This is a genomic window from Streptomyces sp. NPDC005483 (genome assembly GCF_040606035.1).
GTDB lineage: Bacteria > Actinomycetota > Actinomycetes > Streptomycetales > Streptomycetaceae > Streptomyces.
Genome location: NZ_JBEXEA010000038.1, coordinates 23,507 through 39,424, shown reverse-complemented (window position 1 = coordinate 39,424; position 15,918 = coordinate 23,507). Strand labels below are relative to the sequence as shown.

General features: G+C 67.9%; 12 protein-coding genes and 6 pseudogenes. 8 read left to right on the top strand and 10 right to left on the bottom strand.

Features of this window, described 5'->3' with window-relative positions; all coding sequences use genetic code 11:
- Positions 1 to 198: 198 nt before the first annotated feature.
- Positions 199 to 447, top strand: a pseudogene (locus ABZT06_RS42250) (transposase); the annotation flags it as partial.
- 76 nt (positions 448 to 523) lie between these two features.
- On the opposite strand, the pseudogene ABZT06_RS42245 reads toward ABZT06_RS42250, so the two are convergent.
- From ABZT06_RS42245 to ABZT06_RS42235, 3 genes and pseudogenes are all read right to left on the bottom strand, one after another.
- Positions 524 to 688, bottom strand: a pseudogene (locus ABZT06_RS42245) (ATP-binding cassette domain-containing protein); the annotation flags it as partial.
- On the bottom strand, positions 687 to 848 hold the full coding sequence (locus tag ABZT06_RS42240; protein ID WP_355753297.1) for a hypothetical protein: 162 nt from the start codon (positions 846 to 848) through the stop codon (positions 687 to 689). The gene ABZT06_RS42240 and the pseudogene ABZT06_RS42245, both read right to left, overlap by 2 nt.
- Positions 849 to 981: 133 nt before the next feature.
- Positions 982 to 2,403, bottom strand: coding sequence for a protein kinase (locus tag ABZT06_RS42235; RefSeq protein ID WP_355753295.1), 1,422 nt, complete (start codon positions 2,401 to 2,403; stop codon positions 982 to 984).
- Positions 2,404 to 2,893: 490 nt separating this feature from the next.
- On the opposite strand from ABZT06_RS42235, the pseudogene ABZT06_RS42230 reads away from it, so the two are divergent.
- Positions 2,894 to 3,159 (top strand): annotated as a pseudogene (locus tag ABZT06_RS42230) (transposase); the annotation flags it as partial.
- A 152-nt stretch (positions 3,160 to 3,311) separates the two neighbouring features.
- Here the strand turns inward: ABZT06_RS42230 and ABZT06_RS42225 are convergent.
- Positions 3,312 to 5,210 (bottom strand): NAD-binding lipoprotein, encoded by a 1,899-nt coding sequence (locus ABZT06_RS42225; RefSeq protein WP_355753293.1) that lies wholly within the window; start codon positions 5,208 to 5,210, stop codon positions 3,312 to 3,314.
- A 284-nt stretch (positions 5,211 to 5,494) separates the two neighbouring features.
- Here ABZT06_RS42225 and ABZT06_RS42220 point away from each other — a divergent pair, with 284 nt between their 5' ends.
- Positions 5,495 to 7,489 (top strand): FAD-dependent oxidoreductase, encoded by a 1,995-nt coding sequence (locus tag ABZT06_RS42220; RefSeq protein WP_355753291.1) that lies wholly within the window; start codon positions 5,495 to 5,497, stop codon positions 7,487 to 7,489.
- A 25-nt stretch (positions 7,490 to 7,514) separates the two neighbouring features.
- On the opposite strand, the pseudogene ABZT06_RS42215 reads toward ABZT06_RS42220, so the two are convergent.
- A pseudogene (locus ABZT06_RS42215) lies at positions 7,515 to 7,637 on the bottom strand (IS701 family transposase); the annotation flags it as partial.
- A 12-nt stretch (positions 7,638 to 7,649) separates the two neighbouring features.
- Here ABZT06_RS42215 and ABZT06_RS42210 point away from each other — a divergent pair.
- Positions 7,650 to 7,788: pseudogene (locus ABZT06_RS42210) on the top strand (IS5/IS1182 family transposase); the annotation flags it as partial.
- 72 nt (positions 7,789 to 7,860) lie between these two features.
- Here ABZT06_RS42210 and ABZT06_RS42205 read toward each other — a convergent pair.
- Positions 7,861 to 8,289 (bottom strand): VOC family protein, encoded by a 429-nt coding sequence (locus ABZT06_RS42205; RefSeq protein WP_355753341.1) that lies wholly within the window; start codon positions 8,287 to 8,289, stop codon positions 7,861 to 7,863.
- A gap of 373 nt (positions 8,290 to 8,662) precedes the next feature.
- Between ABZT06_RS42205 and ABZT06_RS42200 the strand changes: the two are divergent.
- Positions 8,663 to 8,902: pseudogene (locus ABZT06_RS42200) on the top strand (MFS transporter); the annotation flags it as partial.
- 187 nt (positions 8,903 to 9,089) lie between these two features.
- Here ABZT06_RS42200 and ABZT06_RS42195 read toward each other — a convergent pair.
- Both ABZT06_RS42195 and ABZT06_RS42190 read right to left on the bottom strand, forming a co-directional pair.
- Complete coding sequence (locus ABZT06_RS42195) at positions 9,090 to 9,539, bottom strand: hypothetical protein (RefSeq protein ID WP_355753288.1); 450 nt, start codon at positions 9,537 to 9,539, stop codon at positions 9,090 to 9,092.
- 50 nt (positions 9,540 to 9,589) lie between these two features.
- Positions 9,590 to 10,309 carry an SDR family NAD(P)-dependent oxidoreductase gene (locus tag ABZT06_RS42190; protein ID WP_355753286.1) on the bottom strand — a complete coding sequence of 240 codons (720 nt, stop codon included), beginning with the start codon at positions 10,307 to 10,309 and terminating at the stop codon, positions 9,590 to 9,592.
- Between the two features lie 88 nt (positions 10,310 to 10,397).
- Here ABZT06_RS42190 and ABZT06_RS42185 point away from each other — a divergent pair, with 88 nt between their 5' ends.
- Entirely contained in the window at positions 10,398 to 11,006 is a 609-nt protein-coding gene (locus ABZT06_RS42185; protein WP_355753284.1) for a TetR/AcrR family transcriptional regulator, read from the top strand.
- A gap of 168 nt (positions 11,007 to 11,174) precedes the next feature.
- On the opposite strand, the gene ABZT06_RS42180 is transcribed toward ABZT06_RS42185, so the two are convergent.
- On the bottom strand, positions 11,175 to 12,095 hold the full coding sequence (locus tag ABZT06_RS42180) for a helix-turn-helix transcriptional regulator (protein WP_355753282.1): 921 nt from the start codon (positions 12,093 to 12,095) through the stop codon (positions 11,175 to 11,177).
- Between the two features lie 173 nt (positions 12,096 to 12,268).
- Here ABZT06_RS42180 and ABZT06_RS42175 point away from each other — a divergent pair, with 173 nt between their 5' ends.
- Both ABZT06_RS42175 and ABZT06_RS42170 read left to right on the top strand, forming a co-directional pair.
- The gene (locus tag ABZT06_RS42175) at positions 12,269 to 13,615 is read left to right on the top strand and encodes an aldehyde dehydrogenase family protein (protein WP_355753279.1); all 1,347 of its coding nucleotides are present in this window, start codon (positions 12,269 to 12,271) and stop codon (positions 13,613 to 13,615) included.
- 508 nt (positions 13,616 to 14,123) lie between these two features.
- A complete protein-coding gene (locus ABZT06_RS42170; protein ID WP_355753276.1) occupies positions 14,124 to 15,236 on the top strand; it encodes an alkene reductase in 1,113 nt (370 codons plus the stop codon).
- Between the two features lie 122 nt (positions 15,237 to 15,358).
- On the opposite strand, the gene ABZT06_RS42165 is transcribed toward ABZT06_RS42170, so the two are convergent.
- Positions 15,359 to 15,814: a hypothetical protein gene (locus ABZT06_RS42165; protein ID WP_355753352.1), complete on the bottom strand. Its 456-nt coding sequence runs from the start codon at positions 15,812 to 15,814 to the stop codon at positions 15,359 to 15,361.
- Between the last annotated feature and the right edge of the window lie 104 nt (positions 15,815 to 15,918).

Sequence of the window (15,918 nt, the reverse complement as noted above, 5' to 3'; positions counted from 1 at the left end):
AGGCGACGCACCTGCGTTCCCCGACAGGGTGGGCGGTTCCGCGCCGCCCGCCATGCTGTCCCGACTGGCGGTGGCCAAGGGCTGCACAGCCCGGCACCTCGTCGATCCCGGGCTGAACTCGGGGCGGGGCGCCGAGGCAATCACGCTCGTACCATCGCCGCCGCGCCGGGAGCCGACGGTGTGGCCGCGATGGAGCCGGACGACCACGCCATCGGACGGTCCCGCGGTGGGCTGACCACGAAGATCCACCTCGCGGCTGATGGACGTTGTCGGCCTCTCGCCTTCGTTCTCACCGCTGAACAAGCTGGCGACGCGCCCGCATTCACCGATGTTATGGCTCGGCTGCGCGTCCCCCGAGGCCGTGGACGGCCTCGGACGAGGCCGGACGTGGTCTTGGCTGATATGGCGTACTCCTCACGCGCGATCCCCGAACACCTGCGCAAGCGCCGTGTGGTGGAACCCGCCGTGGCCCTTGGCGTGGCAGCGCACCTGGTACCGGATCCGCGCTCATGCCCGGGACCAACGCGCTGCGCCCAGGGTGGGCGAACTTGGCCTCCAGCAGGCTGCCGACCTCGTGCAACGGCGCGGCATGCTTGGCGTAGGACCGGCCGTTGGCAGTCACCGAACCCTTGGTCGGCGCGTCCAGGCCGACGACCATGCGCATGGTCGTGGACTTGCCCGCACCGTTACTGACCTTGTCGGATTAGCTTCGGGTGGTCTGGGGTGAGGGTCAGTCCGGTCTCGGTGAGGCAGCCGTCGATGAGATCGGGATGGCGCTTGATATGGGCGAGGCCTCGGCAGAGGGTGCGGGTGAGGTGGTCGGGGTCGGTGAAGGCAGTGTTGGCCATCGGCCCTCGCCGTAACAGGGACCGGGCGCCTTCCACCGGGTTCAAGTCTGGGCTGTAGGAGGGAAGCTGGATGACCGCCAGCCAGTCGTGGCTGGCGGTGAACTTTGATCGGCCCTGCTGGGTGTCGGTGCAGCTACCTCTTCTTGATTTTCGTCACTTTCTTCGCGCTCTGTGCGTTGCCCTGACCTGTGGAGGCCTTCTTCTTTCCTTGACCGGTCGACGCGCTCGCGGGCTTCGTCTCGAAGTCGATTGTGTCCTGCCGAGGGGCGGCGCTGCCTGGTTTCAGGGCCGCGTCGGTGACCGATTGCCCGTTCAGGTTTCCCGGTGCCGGGCTGACGCTGTGTGCAGGGGCGGAGATGGTATGACTGATGGACGGCTGTGGCGCGGGGGTGTCGTTGCCGTCTTCTGAGGTGCCGGGGGAAGAGGAGGTCACGGCTGGACCGCTGGTAGGAGGGGCCGCCTTGCTCTCGGCGCTCTGATGCGAGGAACCGTCGGCGACGGCGAGGGTGGCGGCCATCGCTGCGGCTAGTGCGGCAGTTGCCCCGGCCATCAGGACGCGCCTCCGTGGACGAGCAGGTGGGGAACTGGCCCGGGAAGCCGCTTCGGAAACGGGCCCCTCCGGGCCGGGCAGCGGCGTCCTGTGGGTGCTGGTGCTGTCACCTGCGGGGCGCCGGCTTGCAGCTGTGCCCGTGGTACGGGCTGCGGACCGGTGGGACGTGAGGTTCATGCCGGTGGACAGAGCTGCCAGTGTCCGGGCGCAGTCCTGTGCCGTCGGGCGTGCCTGCTCGTCAAGTGCGGTCATGTCGCTCAGCAGGGTGCCGAGTTCCGCGGGGAGGTAGTCCGGGAGGCCGGGCTGGCGGTGAAGCCGTGCTATCGCGGCTTCCAAGGGACCACCGTCGTATTCGAGTCTGCCGGTGAGGCATTCGAGAAGCACCAGACCCAGGGCGTAGACGTCGGCAGGCCGTCCGACGGGCCGGCCCAAGACCTGTTCGGGCGACAGATAGGCCGCCGTGCCGATGAGGGTGCCGGTAGCGGTGCATGTGGTGGCATCAAGGAGCCGGGATATACCGAAGTCGGTGAGATGGGGGTGATCGGATGCATCGAGGATGACGTTGGACGGCTTGACGTCACGGTGGACGACTCCAGCGGCGTGCGCGTGAACCAGGGCATCGGCGAGGCCGGCGCCGAGCGCGGCGGTGGCTTCGGGAGACAGGGGGCTCCCGGCGAGGCGCGCCTTGAGGGTTTGGCCTTCGATCAGTTGCATGACCAGATAGGCGTCACCGTCGTGCCGTCCCGCGTCGTAGGCGGTCACCAGCCCAGGATGCTGCAGGCGGGCCAGGATCATGGCCTCGCTCAGAAAGGCTTCCTCTGTGTCGAAGCCGGTGTTCGGCCGGAACATTTTCACTGCCACCGGCCGACGCAGCCGCAAGTCGAACCCGCGATGGACGTCCGCAGCACCCCCCGAACCGATGAGCGCGTCCAAACGGTATCGGCCCGCCAGTATCCGGGCGGAGTACCGGGAAGCCAGTGCGAAACCCGACTCGCGGAACCCCATGCTCTCTCCCACTTCCGGCGTACGCCCGCTGGTGGCGGGCTCCGCACGCAGGTACCCACAAGGCACCGGACTACCCGTAGCACCTCCCTTGCGGCGCCGACTCAGGCTGCTCAGTGGACCTGGGTAGATCACCCCGGCCCCACTGGCTCTGCCCGTAACAAGGGTCCGGCCGCCGGAGCACGCGTGGGTGTGCCCGGCATGCGACGCGCCGCGGATCAGGCGCGTATATCTATCTAAAGCACCTTAATGACGATGAAAACGACCTCTTAGTGGGCATTTAAAGATGCTCTATGTCGGTAAGTAACTTTCATGGCTGTCAGGCTTGAGATGCTTGCCCCATACGTGCACCCTCGCGCCCATCGATCTGTGAACTTGGCTGCCCGTTTGCTCCGGCTCTCGTGCACGAAGTCCGTCTGGTTTGAAGATCAGGCAGAAACGCCCAGCAGTAGCGGAACGGAGCCGTCCGCCACATCCATGATCACGCTACGGCGTGAGCCAGCGGAAGCCGTACCCCAGCGACCTGTCCGACGCCCGATGGGCCCTGATCGAGCCGACGTTGACGGCCTGGAGAAAGGCTCGGCTCGACCGCAGGCCCACCGGGCAACCGGGCAACCGGGCAAGGTCGATTTACGCGACGTATTCAACGCACTCCTCTACAGCAACCGCACCGGAATCCCCTGGAAGTACCTCCCGCACGACTTCCCCACCCACGGCAGCGTCCACGCCTACTACGCCGCCTGGCGCGACGAGGGAATCCTCGCCAGTCGAAGTCTGACGCGGAGGCCAGCCGACAGTAAGCGTCATCAAAGTCAGTGACAAAGCCCCAGTGGCCCAGGCGCCACGAACCAGCACAGCCGACGGCACGGCCTCTCCCGGATCGGAGATGCTCACGGCAACCGAGTCGGGGGTTATGTCTCGCCGACGACGACCACCGCGTCCTGGACCGACCAGCGGCGCCGTTCGGCTTTGGGTGGGTTGATCCGCACGCCGTAGCCGGGACTTGTCGACGAGTCGTCGTGGCTTCGGTAACCGATGGCGCATTCGCCGCGGTGGCGTGCGGCGGCCACGACCGTGGCGAAGGAGGTCTCATTCCCTGGCAGCACGTAGTCGGTGGCGGGTCGCAGGTGAATGCCGGTGCCGTCGGCGGAGAACAGTTCTTCGAACACCGCTGTCAGGTGCCGGTTCTGGGAGATCTGTGCCATGAGCAGACCGATGAGCTTGCCGCTGATGATCACGTCGGCTCCGGGGCTGATGGGGGCCAGCGCCCGGTTGCGGTCGTCGATCAGTTCGGTGACCACCGGCAGTTCGCGCCCGGTGGCTTCCTCCAGTTGGCGCAGAAGCAGCAGGGTGACGAGTGTGCGGTTGTCGGGGTCGTCCTGCGGCTGTCCGGGAGCGGGGTCCTGGCCGAGCACGATCACGCTGTCGTAGGAGTGCACGTCCAGACGCTGCAGGGTCTCGGGACGGGTGATGTCCCCGTGGTGCAGTGTCAAGGTCAGGTCGCTGCCGCCGTGCGTGTCGGCCTCGCTCACCTGCCGGACAATTGCTTTACGCCCGTCCGTCACCACGTCGAGGGCCGATCCCGGCCGGGCGCGGCGACGTAATTGGTCGACTATGAGCGGCGCCCGGCGATTCCAGCCCAGCAGGAGAACTCGCTCCGGTCGCGCGGGCGTCGAAGGGCCGGATGCCATCGCCGCCTTCTCGACCAACTCCGTGCAGTCGTGCGGCCAGGCCGTGTCGTCGTCACGGGAGATGACGATGAGTAGGTCGTCTGGTGCCAGGGGCGTCTGCGGTGGCGGGTTGAGCAGGGGCGTGCCTTCTCGCATCATCCCGACGACGCTCGACGTCGGGTAGGACAGCAACGCGTCGCCGAACGGCCGGCCTGCCAGCGCCGGTTCGGTGATCAGGTAGAACTCGTCACCGGCGAAGTTCAGCAGTTCCTGGTGGACGAGGGAGAGCCCGCGCCGACGGGAGGCTTGGACGATGAGCCGGGCCGTGACGGTGTCGCTCTCCAGGACGACGCCGCTGGGTCCGGCGGCGAGACAGGCGGCCAGGCGGTAGCGGTCGTCCCGGACGGCGGCGACGACGGGCGGGTGAGTGCTCTTCCCGGCCAGGGCTGCCCGGAGCGCCAGCAGCGTCTTGACCACCTCGGCGTCGGCGTCCGGCTCGTCCTGGGGCAGGACCAGCACGACACCGGCCGTGTCCGGGCTGGTCAGGGTGAGCACGGCCGGGTCGGTGGTGGGCCCGCTGCGGCAGATCAGTCGCGTACCACCGGCAGGACCGATCTTTGTGCTCAGGGCCTCCTCTATGGCGGTCTTGTCCCGGTCGGCCAGGACGGCCACCGCCGCGCGTGGCTGGTTGGCATTGGCGGCCACCAGCTCGCTCACCACGGTGAAGACCTGCTCCGACCAGCCCAGGACCACCGCGTGCCCTTGTTCGAGCACGGTGGAACGGCCCCTTCGCAACTCGGTGAGGCGCTCCGTGAGCGCCGTCGTGATCAGGCCGACGAGCGTCGAGACGTACAGCAGAGCGACCAGTGCGAGCAGGACCGACATTGTCACCCGCAGCGGCGTCCCCGTGGTACCGCCCAGGCGCAGTGTCTCCCCGGTGAGGAGCCATACCTGCGCCAGCCGGTCCGCCAGGGGCGCCGGTGCGTGAGGGTCGGTCCACACCAGCACCGCACTGGCCGGGACGACGATGGCCAGACACAGCAACGCCATCCAGCCGACGAGAGCGGGAGCACCGCGGGCCAGCGTGCTGTCGAACCAGTAACGGGCTCTGTCACCGAACGGAGTGCGCCGCTGCGCCACCCTTCCCCCTCCACCAACCTCTCGCGAGGCCTGCGCGATACGTCGCCTTCACGACGCGACGGCAAGCCCATCGCAGAGCACGGATGCGAACACGCATATGCAGTTTGGGGGACCGATTGTGTGCGGCAGACGGAGTTTCCTCCGCATTCATCCCTTCGGGTCTCCGAGCCGTCCACGCCCACGGACGTGCTCGACGTCAGGGTTTGTCCCCGTCTTCGCTCCTTCGTGTCAACGCAGGAGCGAAGGACCATCGTCTAGGCATGACCACCGGTACAAAGATCGACATGACTGAAGATCACGCGGTGGTGCACTCAGGCGGCGGTCTCTCCCGGCGAGGCTTCACGGCGGTGGCTGGCACGGCCACGGTGGCGACGGCCCTGACCGGCGGTGTCTCCGCGGCCCTGCCCGCGCCGACCGCTGCGGCCGCCAGCCGAGGCGCCGACTTCGACCGGTGCCTGGCCGTCGCTCGCGCACTGCTCGTACTGGACTCCGACAACCGCCCGCTCGTCCCGCGCTACCAGCGCATCCTCGAGCAGGGCCTGCCGACTCAGCGGCGGACCCGCCCCAAAAACGTTCTGGTCATCGGAGCCGGTCCGGCCGGGCTGGTGAGTGCCTGGCTTCTGAAGAAGGCAGGTCACCGTGTGACCGTGCTGGAGGCCAACGGCAACCGCGCGGGCGGACGCATCAAGACCTTCCGCAACGGCGGCCACGAACAAGCGAAGCAGCCCTTCACCGATCCGCTCCAATACGCCGAAGCGGGCGCGATGCGCATCCCCGGCAGCCATCCCCTGGTGATGGAGCTGATCGACCAGTTCGGCCTGAAGAAGCGGCGCTTCCACTACGTGGACGTCGACCACGAGGGACGTCCCGCCAACCACACCTGGATCCACGTGAACGGGATCCGCATGCGGCGCGCCGACTATGCCCGCAACCCCCGGCGCATCAACCGGTCCTTCGGCGTTCCCCGTGCCCACTGGGACACCCCTGCCACCGCCATCCTGCGCTCCGTTCTGGACCCGGTGCGTGACGAGTTCAGTTACGTCAACGGCGACGGCAAGCGGGTCGACAAGCCGCTCCCCGAGCGGGTGCGGGGCTGGGCCCGCGTGGTGCAGCGCTTCGGTGACTGGTCGATGTTCCGCTTCCTGACCGAGCACGCCGGCCTCGGCGAGCGGACCATCGATCTGATCGGCACCCTGGAGAACCTCACCTCACGCCTTCCCCTGTCCTTCATCCACAGCTTCACCGGCTCCTCCCTCATCAGCCCCGACACACCTTTCTACGAGTTGGAGGGCGGCACGGCCGTGCTGCCGGACGCCCTCCTGGAACGCGTGCACAAGGACGTGCAGTTCGACCGTCGTGTCACGCGCATCGAGTACCACCACTCCGACCGCCCTTCGCCGGACACCGAGCACGTCCGGACCAAGGGCCCGCACGTATGGGTGGACACCGTGTCCGAGGGCCGCGACGGTCCCGTCGTACGCGAGCAGTTCACCGCGGACGTCGCCGTGGTCACGGTGCCGTTCTCCGGACTGCGCCACGTACAGATCACCCCGCCCATGTCGTACCGCAAGCGCCGCGCGGTCTGCGAACTGCACTACGACAGCGCGACCAAGGTCCTGCTGGAGTTCAGCCGCCGCTGGTGGGAGTTCGACGAGGCCGACTGGAAACGCGAACTGCACGCCGTCGACCCAGGTCTGTACGACGCCTACCGCACCGGCCGCGCCGCCACGGACGGCAGACTGCTCGGCGCCCATCCCTCCGTGCCCGACGGGCACATCACGACGGGTCAGCGCACCCACTACGCCGCCAACCGCGCGATCGCGCGCGACCAGCCGGAGGCGGTCGACGTCGTGGGGGGCGGCTCGGTGTCGGACAACGCCAACCGGTTCATGTTCCACCCCTCCCATCCGGTCCCGGGCAGCGCAGGGGGCGTGGTCCTGGCCTCCTACAGCTGGGCGGACGACGCGCTGCGCTGGGACTCCCTGGACGACGAGGCTCGGTACCCACACGCTCTGTGCGGCCTCCAGCAGGTCTACGGCCAGCGCATCGAGGTCTTCTACACCGGCGCGGGCCGCACTCAGAGCTGGCTGCGCGACCCCTACGCCTACGGGGAGGCGTCCGTGCTCCTGCCCGGGCAGCACACGGAGTTGCTGCCCGCCATCCCCGCGCGCGAAGGGCCGTTGCACTTCGCCGGGGACCACACGTCCGTCAAGCCGGCCTGGATCGAGGGAGCCGTGGAGTCCGCCGTGCGTGCCGCCTTGGAGATCCACACCGCTTAGAGCCGCGCGGTCCGCGAGCCACACTCGGGCCCCGGCGCACCTCGCACTCGTCCAGGTCACACTCGTCCTTGGCCGCTGAGACACACGCCTCGACGGCCCATCGTGCGCCGACGACCCGCACGAGCCGGTCGATCGTAGTGCCGTCGGGGCCCCGCTCGCACAGGCCCGTGCCCGCCTCGAGCACACCTTTGCCCCGGATGAAGACCTGGACGATCCTGCGCGACTGCCGCCTGTAGGGCGACGGAGTGCACCACGCCATGCTCGGCATCGCCTGGCTGTACGACCTCGCCCTCACGGGGTATCTCCCGCCCCATGCGCGGTCAGAGAGGTCCAAGGGAAGCGGACTCCCACCTCGCCGGCTCGAAGGACGCTCAGTCGATGCAGAACTCGTTGCCCTCGATGTCCAGCATCGGGATGCAGGCGTCATTGCCGTCGTACAATGTCTGCACGTGTACTGAGCCCAGCGGCTCCAGGCGCGCGTGTTCAGCCTCAAGTGCGGCGAGACGCTCTTCACCCACAAGACCGGTGCCGACCCGTACATCAAGATGCACCCGGTTCTTGAAAACCTTCCCCTCAGGAACGCGCTGGAAGAACAGTCGCGGGCCCACCCCTGAGGGATCTATGCAGGCCAACCATGAACCCTGCTGCTCAGAAGGCTGCGAACGCTTGAAATCGTCCCAAGTCGCAAACCCCTCCGGTGGCGGCGGTACGACGTACCCCAACACCTCGCACCAGAAGCGAGCGAGGCGCTCAAGTTCCGCGCAGTCAAAGGTGACTTGGAACTGCTTGATGCCCGCCAGGTGTGGTCCGCTCCCATCGGGTGATCGTCGCCGCCCGGGGCTGCACCGCCAGCCCCTCGGACGGTGGTCGCACATGTCGCTGCAGTCGTCGCCCGGTCACTCACCGGCCCCGATTTGGCTGGCCCGAGGGTGCCGGCACCGCGTCCTGGCGGCCGCGAGGCAGCCCGCCGCCTGCTTCTCTGAAGTCAGCATGGCTTGACGAGTTCAGAGCGCCGATCACTCGGCGGACCGGTGAGCTAACGCTTGTCCTGTTGCACCGGCAAGAGCGACGGCATCGACTGACCGATCGGGGACCTGACGGGATGACGAATGTGTCCATCGCGGCCTGCCTGGGCGAGGACTTCGCTCGCTGCCGGAATCACCGCGGCCGCGGCTGGGCTGGAACGTGGGCCTCGTCTCCGGCACCGCGATGATCACCGTTGCCGTGCGGCTGGCCGCCCGCGCCAAGACCCGGGCCATGGCCGACGTCTCCATCGCCATCGCCGGCGCCACCGGGGGCTTCAGCTCCGGCCTCGTCGTCTCCGCCTACGGCTACCCCGTCCTCGCCCTCACCGGCGGCATCCTCGCTCTCGCCGTCCTCCCCGCGATCGCCACCAGTGCGAGCAGCCGGTGACCCGGCCTGCCCGTCGGGGGTAACCGGCCGCCCTCCCCGTCGACGGCCCCGGGTACCGTCGTCCACGTCTTCGCCAGAACCTCATCCGCCTCGATGCTGAACTCGACAGAGACCGCCACCCGTCCTCGGTGGCCTCCAATCAATGGAGGCGGTGCGGTGGATCAGCTGCGGTGCCAAGCCGGGGTGGTCACGTCCAGTCGCTGTTCGATGGAGCCGTCGCTGTTGGCTCCGTTTCTTGGGCGGCCGCTTGCTTGTGCTCGATGAGGGCCGTGGTACCGGCTGCTACCGCAGAAAGAGCCACTGCGGCGGACAGCATGGCCGAGGTACGGCTGACGTCGCGCCGCAGGCCCGCAGCCAGGAAAGCGGCGGCATCGACCGAGTCCATGACGATGTTCACCGCAAGGAACTGCTGCTGCTGGGGCCGGGTGAAACGGTCCATCCGTTGCAGTCCAAGCCCGAGAGCAGCGTTGCGTATCGCGAACATCCGCGAATAAGGGATCGCGGGGGTACCGCTGGCCGTGAGCTGGAAAAGCCGCGTGGCCAGCCGCGGGGTGAACAAGTGGGTGGCCGCGACGATGAAGCGCCCGGTCGTCAGCGCTCTGCGGGAAGGGACCAGGTGGAGGGGGAATTTGGACATGGAGAACCCTTTCAATCCGGGACGGGCCGGTCAGTTGTGTTCCATGGGGTTCAGAGCTCGGCGACGACGCGTCGCAGTGTGCCCGGCGCGATGCGCAGCATGGCGGGCATGACTTTCGTCTGACCGGGGAATGCCATGTTCCGCCCCCGCCGAAGAGCCTTCATCGTGACCGCCGCCACCTGCTCGGGAGTCAGTTTCTTCCCCGTGGCTTCGGCGTTCATGGGCGTGTCGGTGGACGGTGGGAGGACCTCGAGGACATGGGTGCCCTGCGGGGCGAGTTGACGGCGCAGGCCGTCCGCAAAGCCGTGCAGGCCGGCCTTCACTGCGCCGTGGGTAGGCGCGCGAGTGGGCGAGACCAGAGCGAACCCCGAGGTGATGAATACGATCGCGTCGGGCTCTGGCCATCGTTCGAGCACTTCACCCGTCAAGTGGATGGGGGCGGTGAGGTTCAATGCCACCTCGGTATCGAGAGTCGCATTGGGGTTCTTTCCGGCGGCATAGTCTCGTTCCTCGAACGTACCGGCGTTGTTGACCAGCACGTCCAGACGCCCAAAGCGATCAGCGATCGCCTGCAGCAACGCTGCCCGGTCGGCTGCGTCCGTCACATCGGCCCGCACGGCCAGCGCCTGCGGGTGTGCCTGCGCGAATCGGTCAAGCGCAGCCTGCGAACGTCCACAAACGACGACAGACATCCCGAGCTCCACGAAAGACTGCGCGAGGCTCAAGCCGATGCCTGAGGTTCCGCCAGTGATGAGTACGGTCTGTGACATGATGCCACCTCTCTGTATAGCGTACTGATTGGTACGAAACACGGTAGCACGCCCGTACCGATCGGTACCAAAGGGGTAGGATGAAGAAATGACCTCGACGACACCGGTCCCTCCCGGCAGGCCTCGCTCGTTCGACATCGACGAGGCACTCGATCGTGCAGTCCTGGTGTTCTGGTCAAAGGGGTTCGAGGGTGCCAGCCTTGACGACCTCACCGAGGCAATGGGTATCAGCCGCCCCGGCCTGTACAGGGCGTTCGGCAGCAAAGAAGACCTCTTCTACAAGGCGCTGGAGCGGTACACCGAGGGCTTGACCGCCTACTTCGGCCAGGCCCTGGCGGAGCCCACAAGTGCAGCAGTGGCTACGGCCGTGCTCCACGGGACGGTCGAGGCGGCAACCATGCCGGGATTCCCCGCGGGCTGTCTTGGCGTGCACGGTGCGTTGGCCACCGGGGATGACAGCCGCCCAGTCCGAGATGCGCTCATCGCATGGCGTGAGGACGGGATAGCCCACTTGACGCGCCGGTTTCAACAGGCGGTGGACGCCGGTGACCTTCCGCCTTCCACAGATCCTCATCTCCTTGCGCTCTACCTGAGAACAGTCGCCAATGGGATCGCCGTCCAGGCCGCGAGTGGTAGTTCCCGCCCTGAGCTGCTGCAAGTCGCCGACCTCGCGTTGGGCAGCTGGCCAAAGCCGTAGTCAGCGAGTCAGACCGGGATCTGCGCACGTACTTGGGTTTTCCGTGGTTCGTGCGAGGCCGGTGTGACTGGCGCGACGGCGGGTGCCGGGGCCGGGGGCTCCGGGGGCGGCAAGGTCGACGGGAGGCTGGGCGTGGCGCGCAGCCGACTACCGGTGATCAACTGTTCATCAAGCCGTGCGTGCCGGCGGCGTCCCGGCTCCCGCCCTTGTCGCGTCGGTGCCCCAGCTGGCCAGCAGTCGTAGTGCCTCCGCGGACGGGGAACCGGGCTCGGCAATGTACGTCGCCAGCGTCTGTTCGTGGTCGTCTGCCAGGTGGAACGACTCGAGGCGCAGATCGAGTTCACCGACGAGCGGGTGGTTCAGGCGCTGGATGCCGTGACACTTGTCCTTGACGTCGTGGGCGGCCCACAGCCGCCGGAACTCCTCGCTCTTCACGGAGAGTTCGCCCACCAGCGCGGACAGCCGGGGGTCGTTGCGATGGGAGCCGGCGTCCATGCGCAGCTGAGAGACGACGTCGTTCGCTTTGCGTTCCCAGTCCACGAACAGGTCGCGGTACTCGGGCCGCAGGAACACCAGCCGCGCCCAGTTCCGTTCGTGCGCGGGCAACTCGGCCCAGTCGCCGAAGACCGCCGCGGCCATCCGGTTCCAGGCGAGGATGTCCGAGCGCCGCCCCACGAGGATCGCCGGGCCGCCTTCCATGGTGTCCAGCAGCATCCGCAGGGGGCCCCGCACCTGCTGGGTGCGGCCGGCCGGCTTCTTCCGCTGTTTCGGCTTCGCCAGGTGTGTGAGGTGGGCGTGCTCTGCGTCGCTCAGCCTGAGCGCGCGGGCGATGGCGTCGAGGACTTCCGCCGACACATCCCGCCCGTTGCCCTGCTCCAGGCGCGTGTAGTACCCCACCGACACCCCGGCCAGCTGCGCCAGCTCCTCGCGGCGCAGCCCCGGCACCCGCCGGTACCGCCCGAAGTCCCGCAGGCCCACGTCTTCCGGCTTCAGCCGGGCCCGCCGGGTGCGCAAGAACTCACTGAGCTCGGCACGCGGGTCCAGAGCGCCGTCGGCGGGCTCGTGCACCGGTTCGGGGTATTCGTCCATGCCTTCGAGTATCCACGGCCGGACGCACATCAGCCTGCACCAGTCAGTGGTAGGCACAGCGGATGTACATACAGCCGTGACCTGGGTGAATACCGGATCGGCCAGCACGCTGGGGACCGTGCCCGGCTGGAAGGCAGCCGGGCGTGGCCTTGCATCGAGAACGGAGACATCCCATGACCGCGACACAGGGGACCGAGTCGAGGACCCCCCAGACGGAAACGGCCGCGGAGGTGGTCGGCCGCCTTCGTGCGACCTTCGACACCGGCGTCACCCGCGGACTGGACTGGCGCATCGACCAGCTGCGGCGGCTGCGGGCACTGCTGGTCGAGAACGAGCAGGAGCTGCTCGAAGCGCTCTGGGCGGACCTGAGGAAGAACGCCCCTGAGGCGAAGACGCAGGAGATCGACTTCACCGTCGCTGACATCGACGAGACGCTGGCAAATCTCGAGAGCTGGCTTCAGCCGCGCCCGGTGGAGGTTCCCGCCCACTTCGGTCCCACGACAACCGCTTACACCACGTACGACCCGCTCGGGGTGGTCCTGGTGATCGCTCCCTGGAATTTCCCGCTGCACCTTCTCATCGACCCCATCATCGGCGCCCTGGCCGCCGGGAACACGGTGGTGGCCAAGCCGAGCGAGGTCTCGGTGCACACCTCGGCGGTCGCTTCACGCCTGCTGCGTGAGTACTTCGACCCTGACGTGCTCACCGTGGTCGAGGGGGGCGCCGAGGACACCACGGCCCTGCTGGCACAACGCTTCGACCACATCTTCTACACCGGCAATGGCACGGTCGGCCGGATCGTCATGGCCGCAGCCGCCAAGAACCTCACCCCCGTCACACTTGAACTCGGGGGCAAGTCGCCGGTCTTCGTGGCACCCGACGCTGACGTGGACGAGACCGCCAAGCGGTTGGTCGGCGCCAAGTTCGGCAACGCGGGGCAGCAGTGCATAGCCCCCGACTATGTTCTGGCCGATCCTGCCACCGCTGCCGCCCTGGTTCCCGCCCTGCGCGCGGCGGTCGACGCCCAGTTCGGCACCAGCCCGCAGACCGCAGCCGACTTCGGCCGGATCATCAACGAGCGGCACTTCGACCGGCTCACCGCTCTGCTGGACTCCGGCCGGGCGGCGGTGGGAGGCCAGCACGACCGTGACGACCTGTTCATCGCACCGACGGTGCTCACCGATGTCGACCCCGCATCGCCGGTCATGCAGGAGGAGATCTTCGGTCCGATCCTCGCCGTCGTGGAAGTCGAAGACCTCGATGCCGCCATAGCCTTCATCAATGAACGCGACAAGCCCCTCGCGCTCTACGCCTTCACCACCTCCGAGGCCACCAAGTCGCGCCTCGTGAACGAGACGTCCTCCGGCGGCGTCGCGTGGGGCCAGCCGGCGATGCAACTGCTCATGACCGGCCTGCCTTTCGGCGGCGTCGGCGAAAGCGGCATGGGCCGCTACCACGGCCGGTACTCCCTGGAGACGTTCAGCCACTTCAAGGGTGTCGCGGACGTGCCGCTCAGCTAGCCTCGCGCTGTCGTGAAGCAGGCTGCCCGGTGGGCGATCGGCCGACGGAAATACCTCGCCGGTGCGAACGAGGATCGCTGAGATCGCTGTTCCCGCCGCCGCAAGCGCGTTCCAGGTGAAGCCGTGCATCGGTCCTCTTCGCGGGTGCGCGTCGAGGGAGTCGGTCGCGGCGCGGCCCTGCAGACACCGCTCCCTACCGACTCCGGCGGCGGCCCCCCATGACTTCGTCACCTGGCTGACGGCTGATCGTGCGCCAGGAGCGAACGCCACTACTCCGGCGGGCAGTTGCGCTTGACCGGCATCGACACCGACGCCGACGGCATGCGGCTCTCACCGCGTTCGCCGCCAACACCACCCACACCCCGATCGCGGTCCTGGAACCGCGTCACCGTCAGCGGGCCCGCGCCTGCCCGAGGACCGCATCCGCGCCTCCTCCGGGACAGCGTGGACCCTCTACGTCGCAGACCTTCATCCCGTTTTCCTCCGTATTGCAGAAAGAAAGAATCCCATGACCGTCAATAATTCAGAAGTTTCGCCCGTTCCGTCGCTTTTCTCCCCCATATCCCTCGGGAAGATCGAGCTCCCCAACCGCATCGTCATGGCACCGATAACCCGGGTCCGGGCCGGTTCCTCCGGCATCCCCGGGGACCTCATGGTCGAGTACTACCGGCAGCGGGCGAGCGTCGGAATGATCATCACCGAGGGCACCTACCCCGACCACGCGTCGCAGGGGTATGTCGGTGAGCCGGGCATCGCCACCGACGAGCAGGCGGCCGGCTGGCAGCGGGTGTTCGAGGCGGTGCACGCCGAGGGCGGCCGCATCGTCCTGCAGATCATGCACGCCGGCCGCGGCACCCACCCCGACATCAACGGCGGCCGCCGCATCCTCGCCCCCAGCGCGATCGCCATCGACAACAAGACGTTCACCGAGAAGGGCGAGCAGCCCTACCCCGTACCGGAAGCGATGACCACTGCGGAGATCCGGACCGCCGTGGCCGACTTCGTCGCCGCGGCCCGCCGGGCCATCGAGGCGGGAGCGGACGGCGTGGAAATCCACGGCGCCAACGGCTACCTGCTCCAGGAGTTCCTCTCCCCGGCGGCCAACCAGCGCACCGATGGATACGGCGGCTCGCCGCAGAACCGCGCCCGCTTCGTCGTCGAGGTCGTCACGGCGGTCGCCCAGGCCGTCGGTGCCGAGCGGGTCGGGCTTCGGATCTCGCCGGAGGTCGACCTCGGGGACGTCTTCGAGACCGACCGGGACGACGTCCTGGCCACCTACGGCACCCTGCTCGACCAACTGCGCCCGCTGGGCCTGGCCTACCTCTCCGTACTGCACATCGAGCCGGGCGGCGACCTTGTACAGGAGCTGCGGCGGCGCTTCGGCGGCAAGCTGATCGTCAACAGCGGCCCCTTCGGGGGGCAGACCACCCGCGAGCAGGCGCTCCAGCAGATCGAGTCCGCCCACGCCGACGCCGTGGTTGTGGGCCGGGCCCTCATCGCCAACCCCGACCTGGTCGAGCGCTGGCGGGGTGGCCACGCGGAGAACGAGCCGCGGCCGGAACTTTTCTACGGGCCGGGCGCGGAAGGCTACACCGACTACCCCTTCCTCGAAACGGCTTGAGGCCCACGGCCACGCCTGCCCATGCGGCAGCCCCACTCGGAGGCGGTTCACGAGTTGCCTAGCACCTGATTCGCCGCTCGTTAACGGCTCCCCAGCCGATGCCACCACTGGTCCAGGGCCCTTCACACCGGAGGGCCCTGAGCCATGCCCGCAGTGGACAACGGACAGAACCAAACCCCATCCATAACTTCGGCTCCGCGGCGCAACCCGGCCGCAATTCGGGCTCGGGCACGGGGGTGCTCAGCATTGGGTCTGGCAGCGTCCACGTCGCAGTGGATGCCTTCCACCAGATGTCCCGGTGCTGTCCTTTTGCCTTTACGCGGGGACTGCGGCGAGGGCGTGTTCGTCGATGAGTGCCGCGAGGTGGTGTCCAGGGCGTCGTCGGGCGGTCTGGCTCCTGCGACGATCTGCCACTCGGCGCCGTCGTCGGTGCGCTGCACCATCAGCCACTGCCCTGGTAGGGAGCAGGGGAGATGGACCCACGCCAGATGGTTCACACCGTGCAGCTCGCCGACGATGGTCGGCAACGTGGTGCTGACGATCGTCTGGTCGAGGGACGAGAGCAGCATCACGGTCATGAGTGCGCCGAAGGTGAGACCGAAGTGCGGTGGAGTGCCGGGGAGTTCTCTTCCTCCACCTCCGTGGCCGGTGTCGAGTTGTTCAAGGAGGCACTTACGTCGAT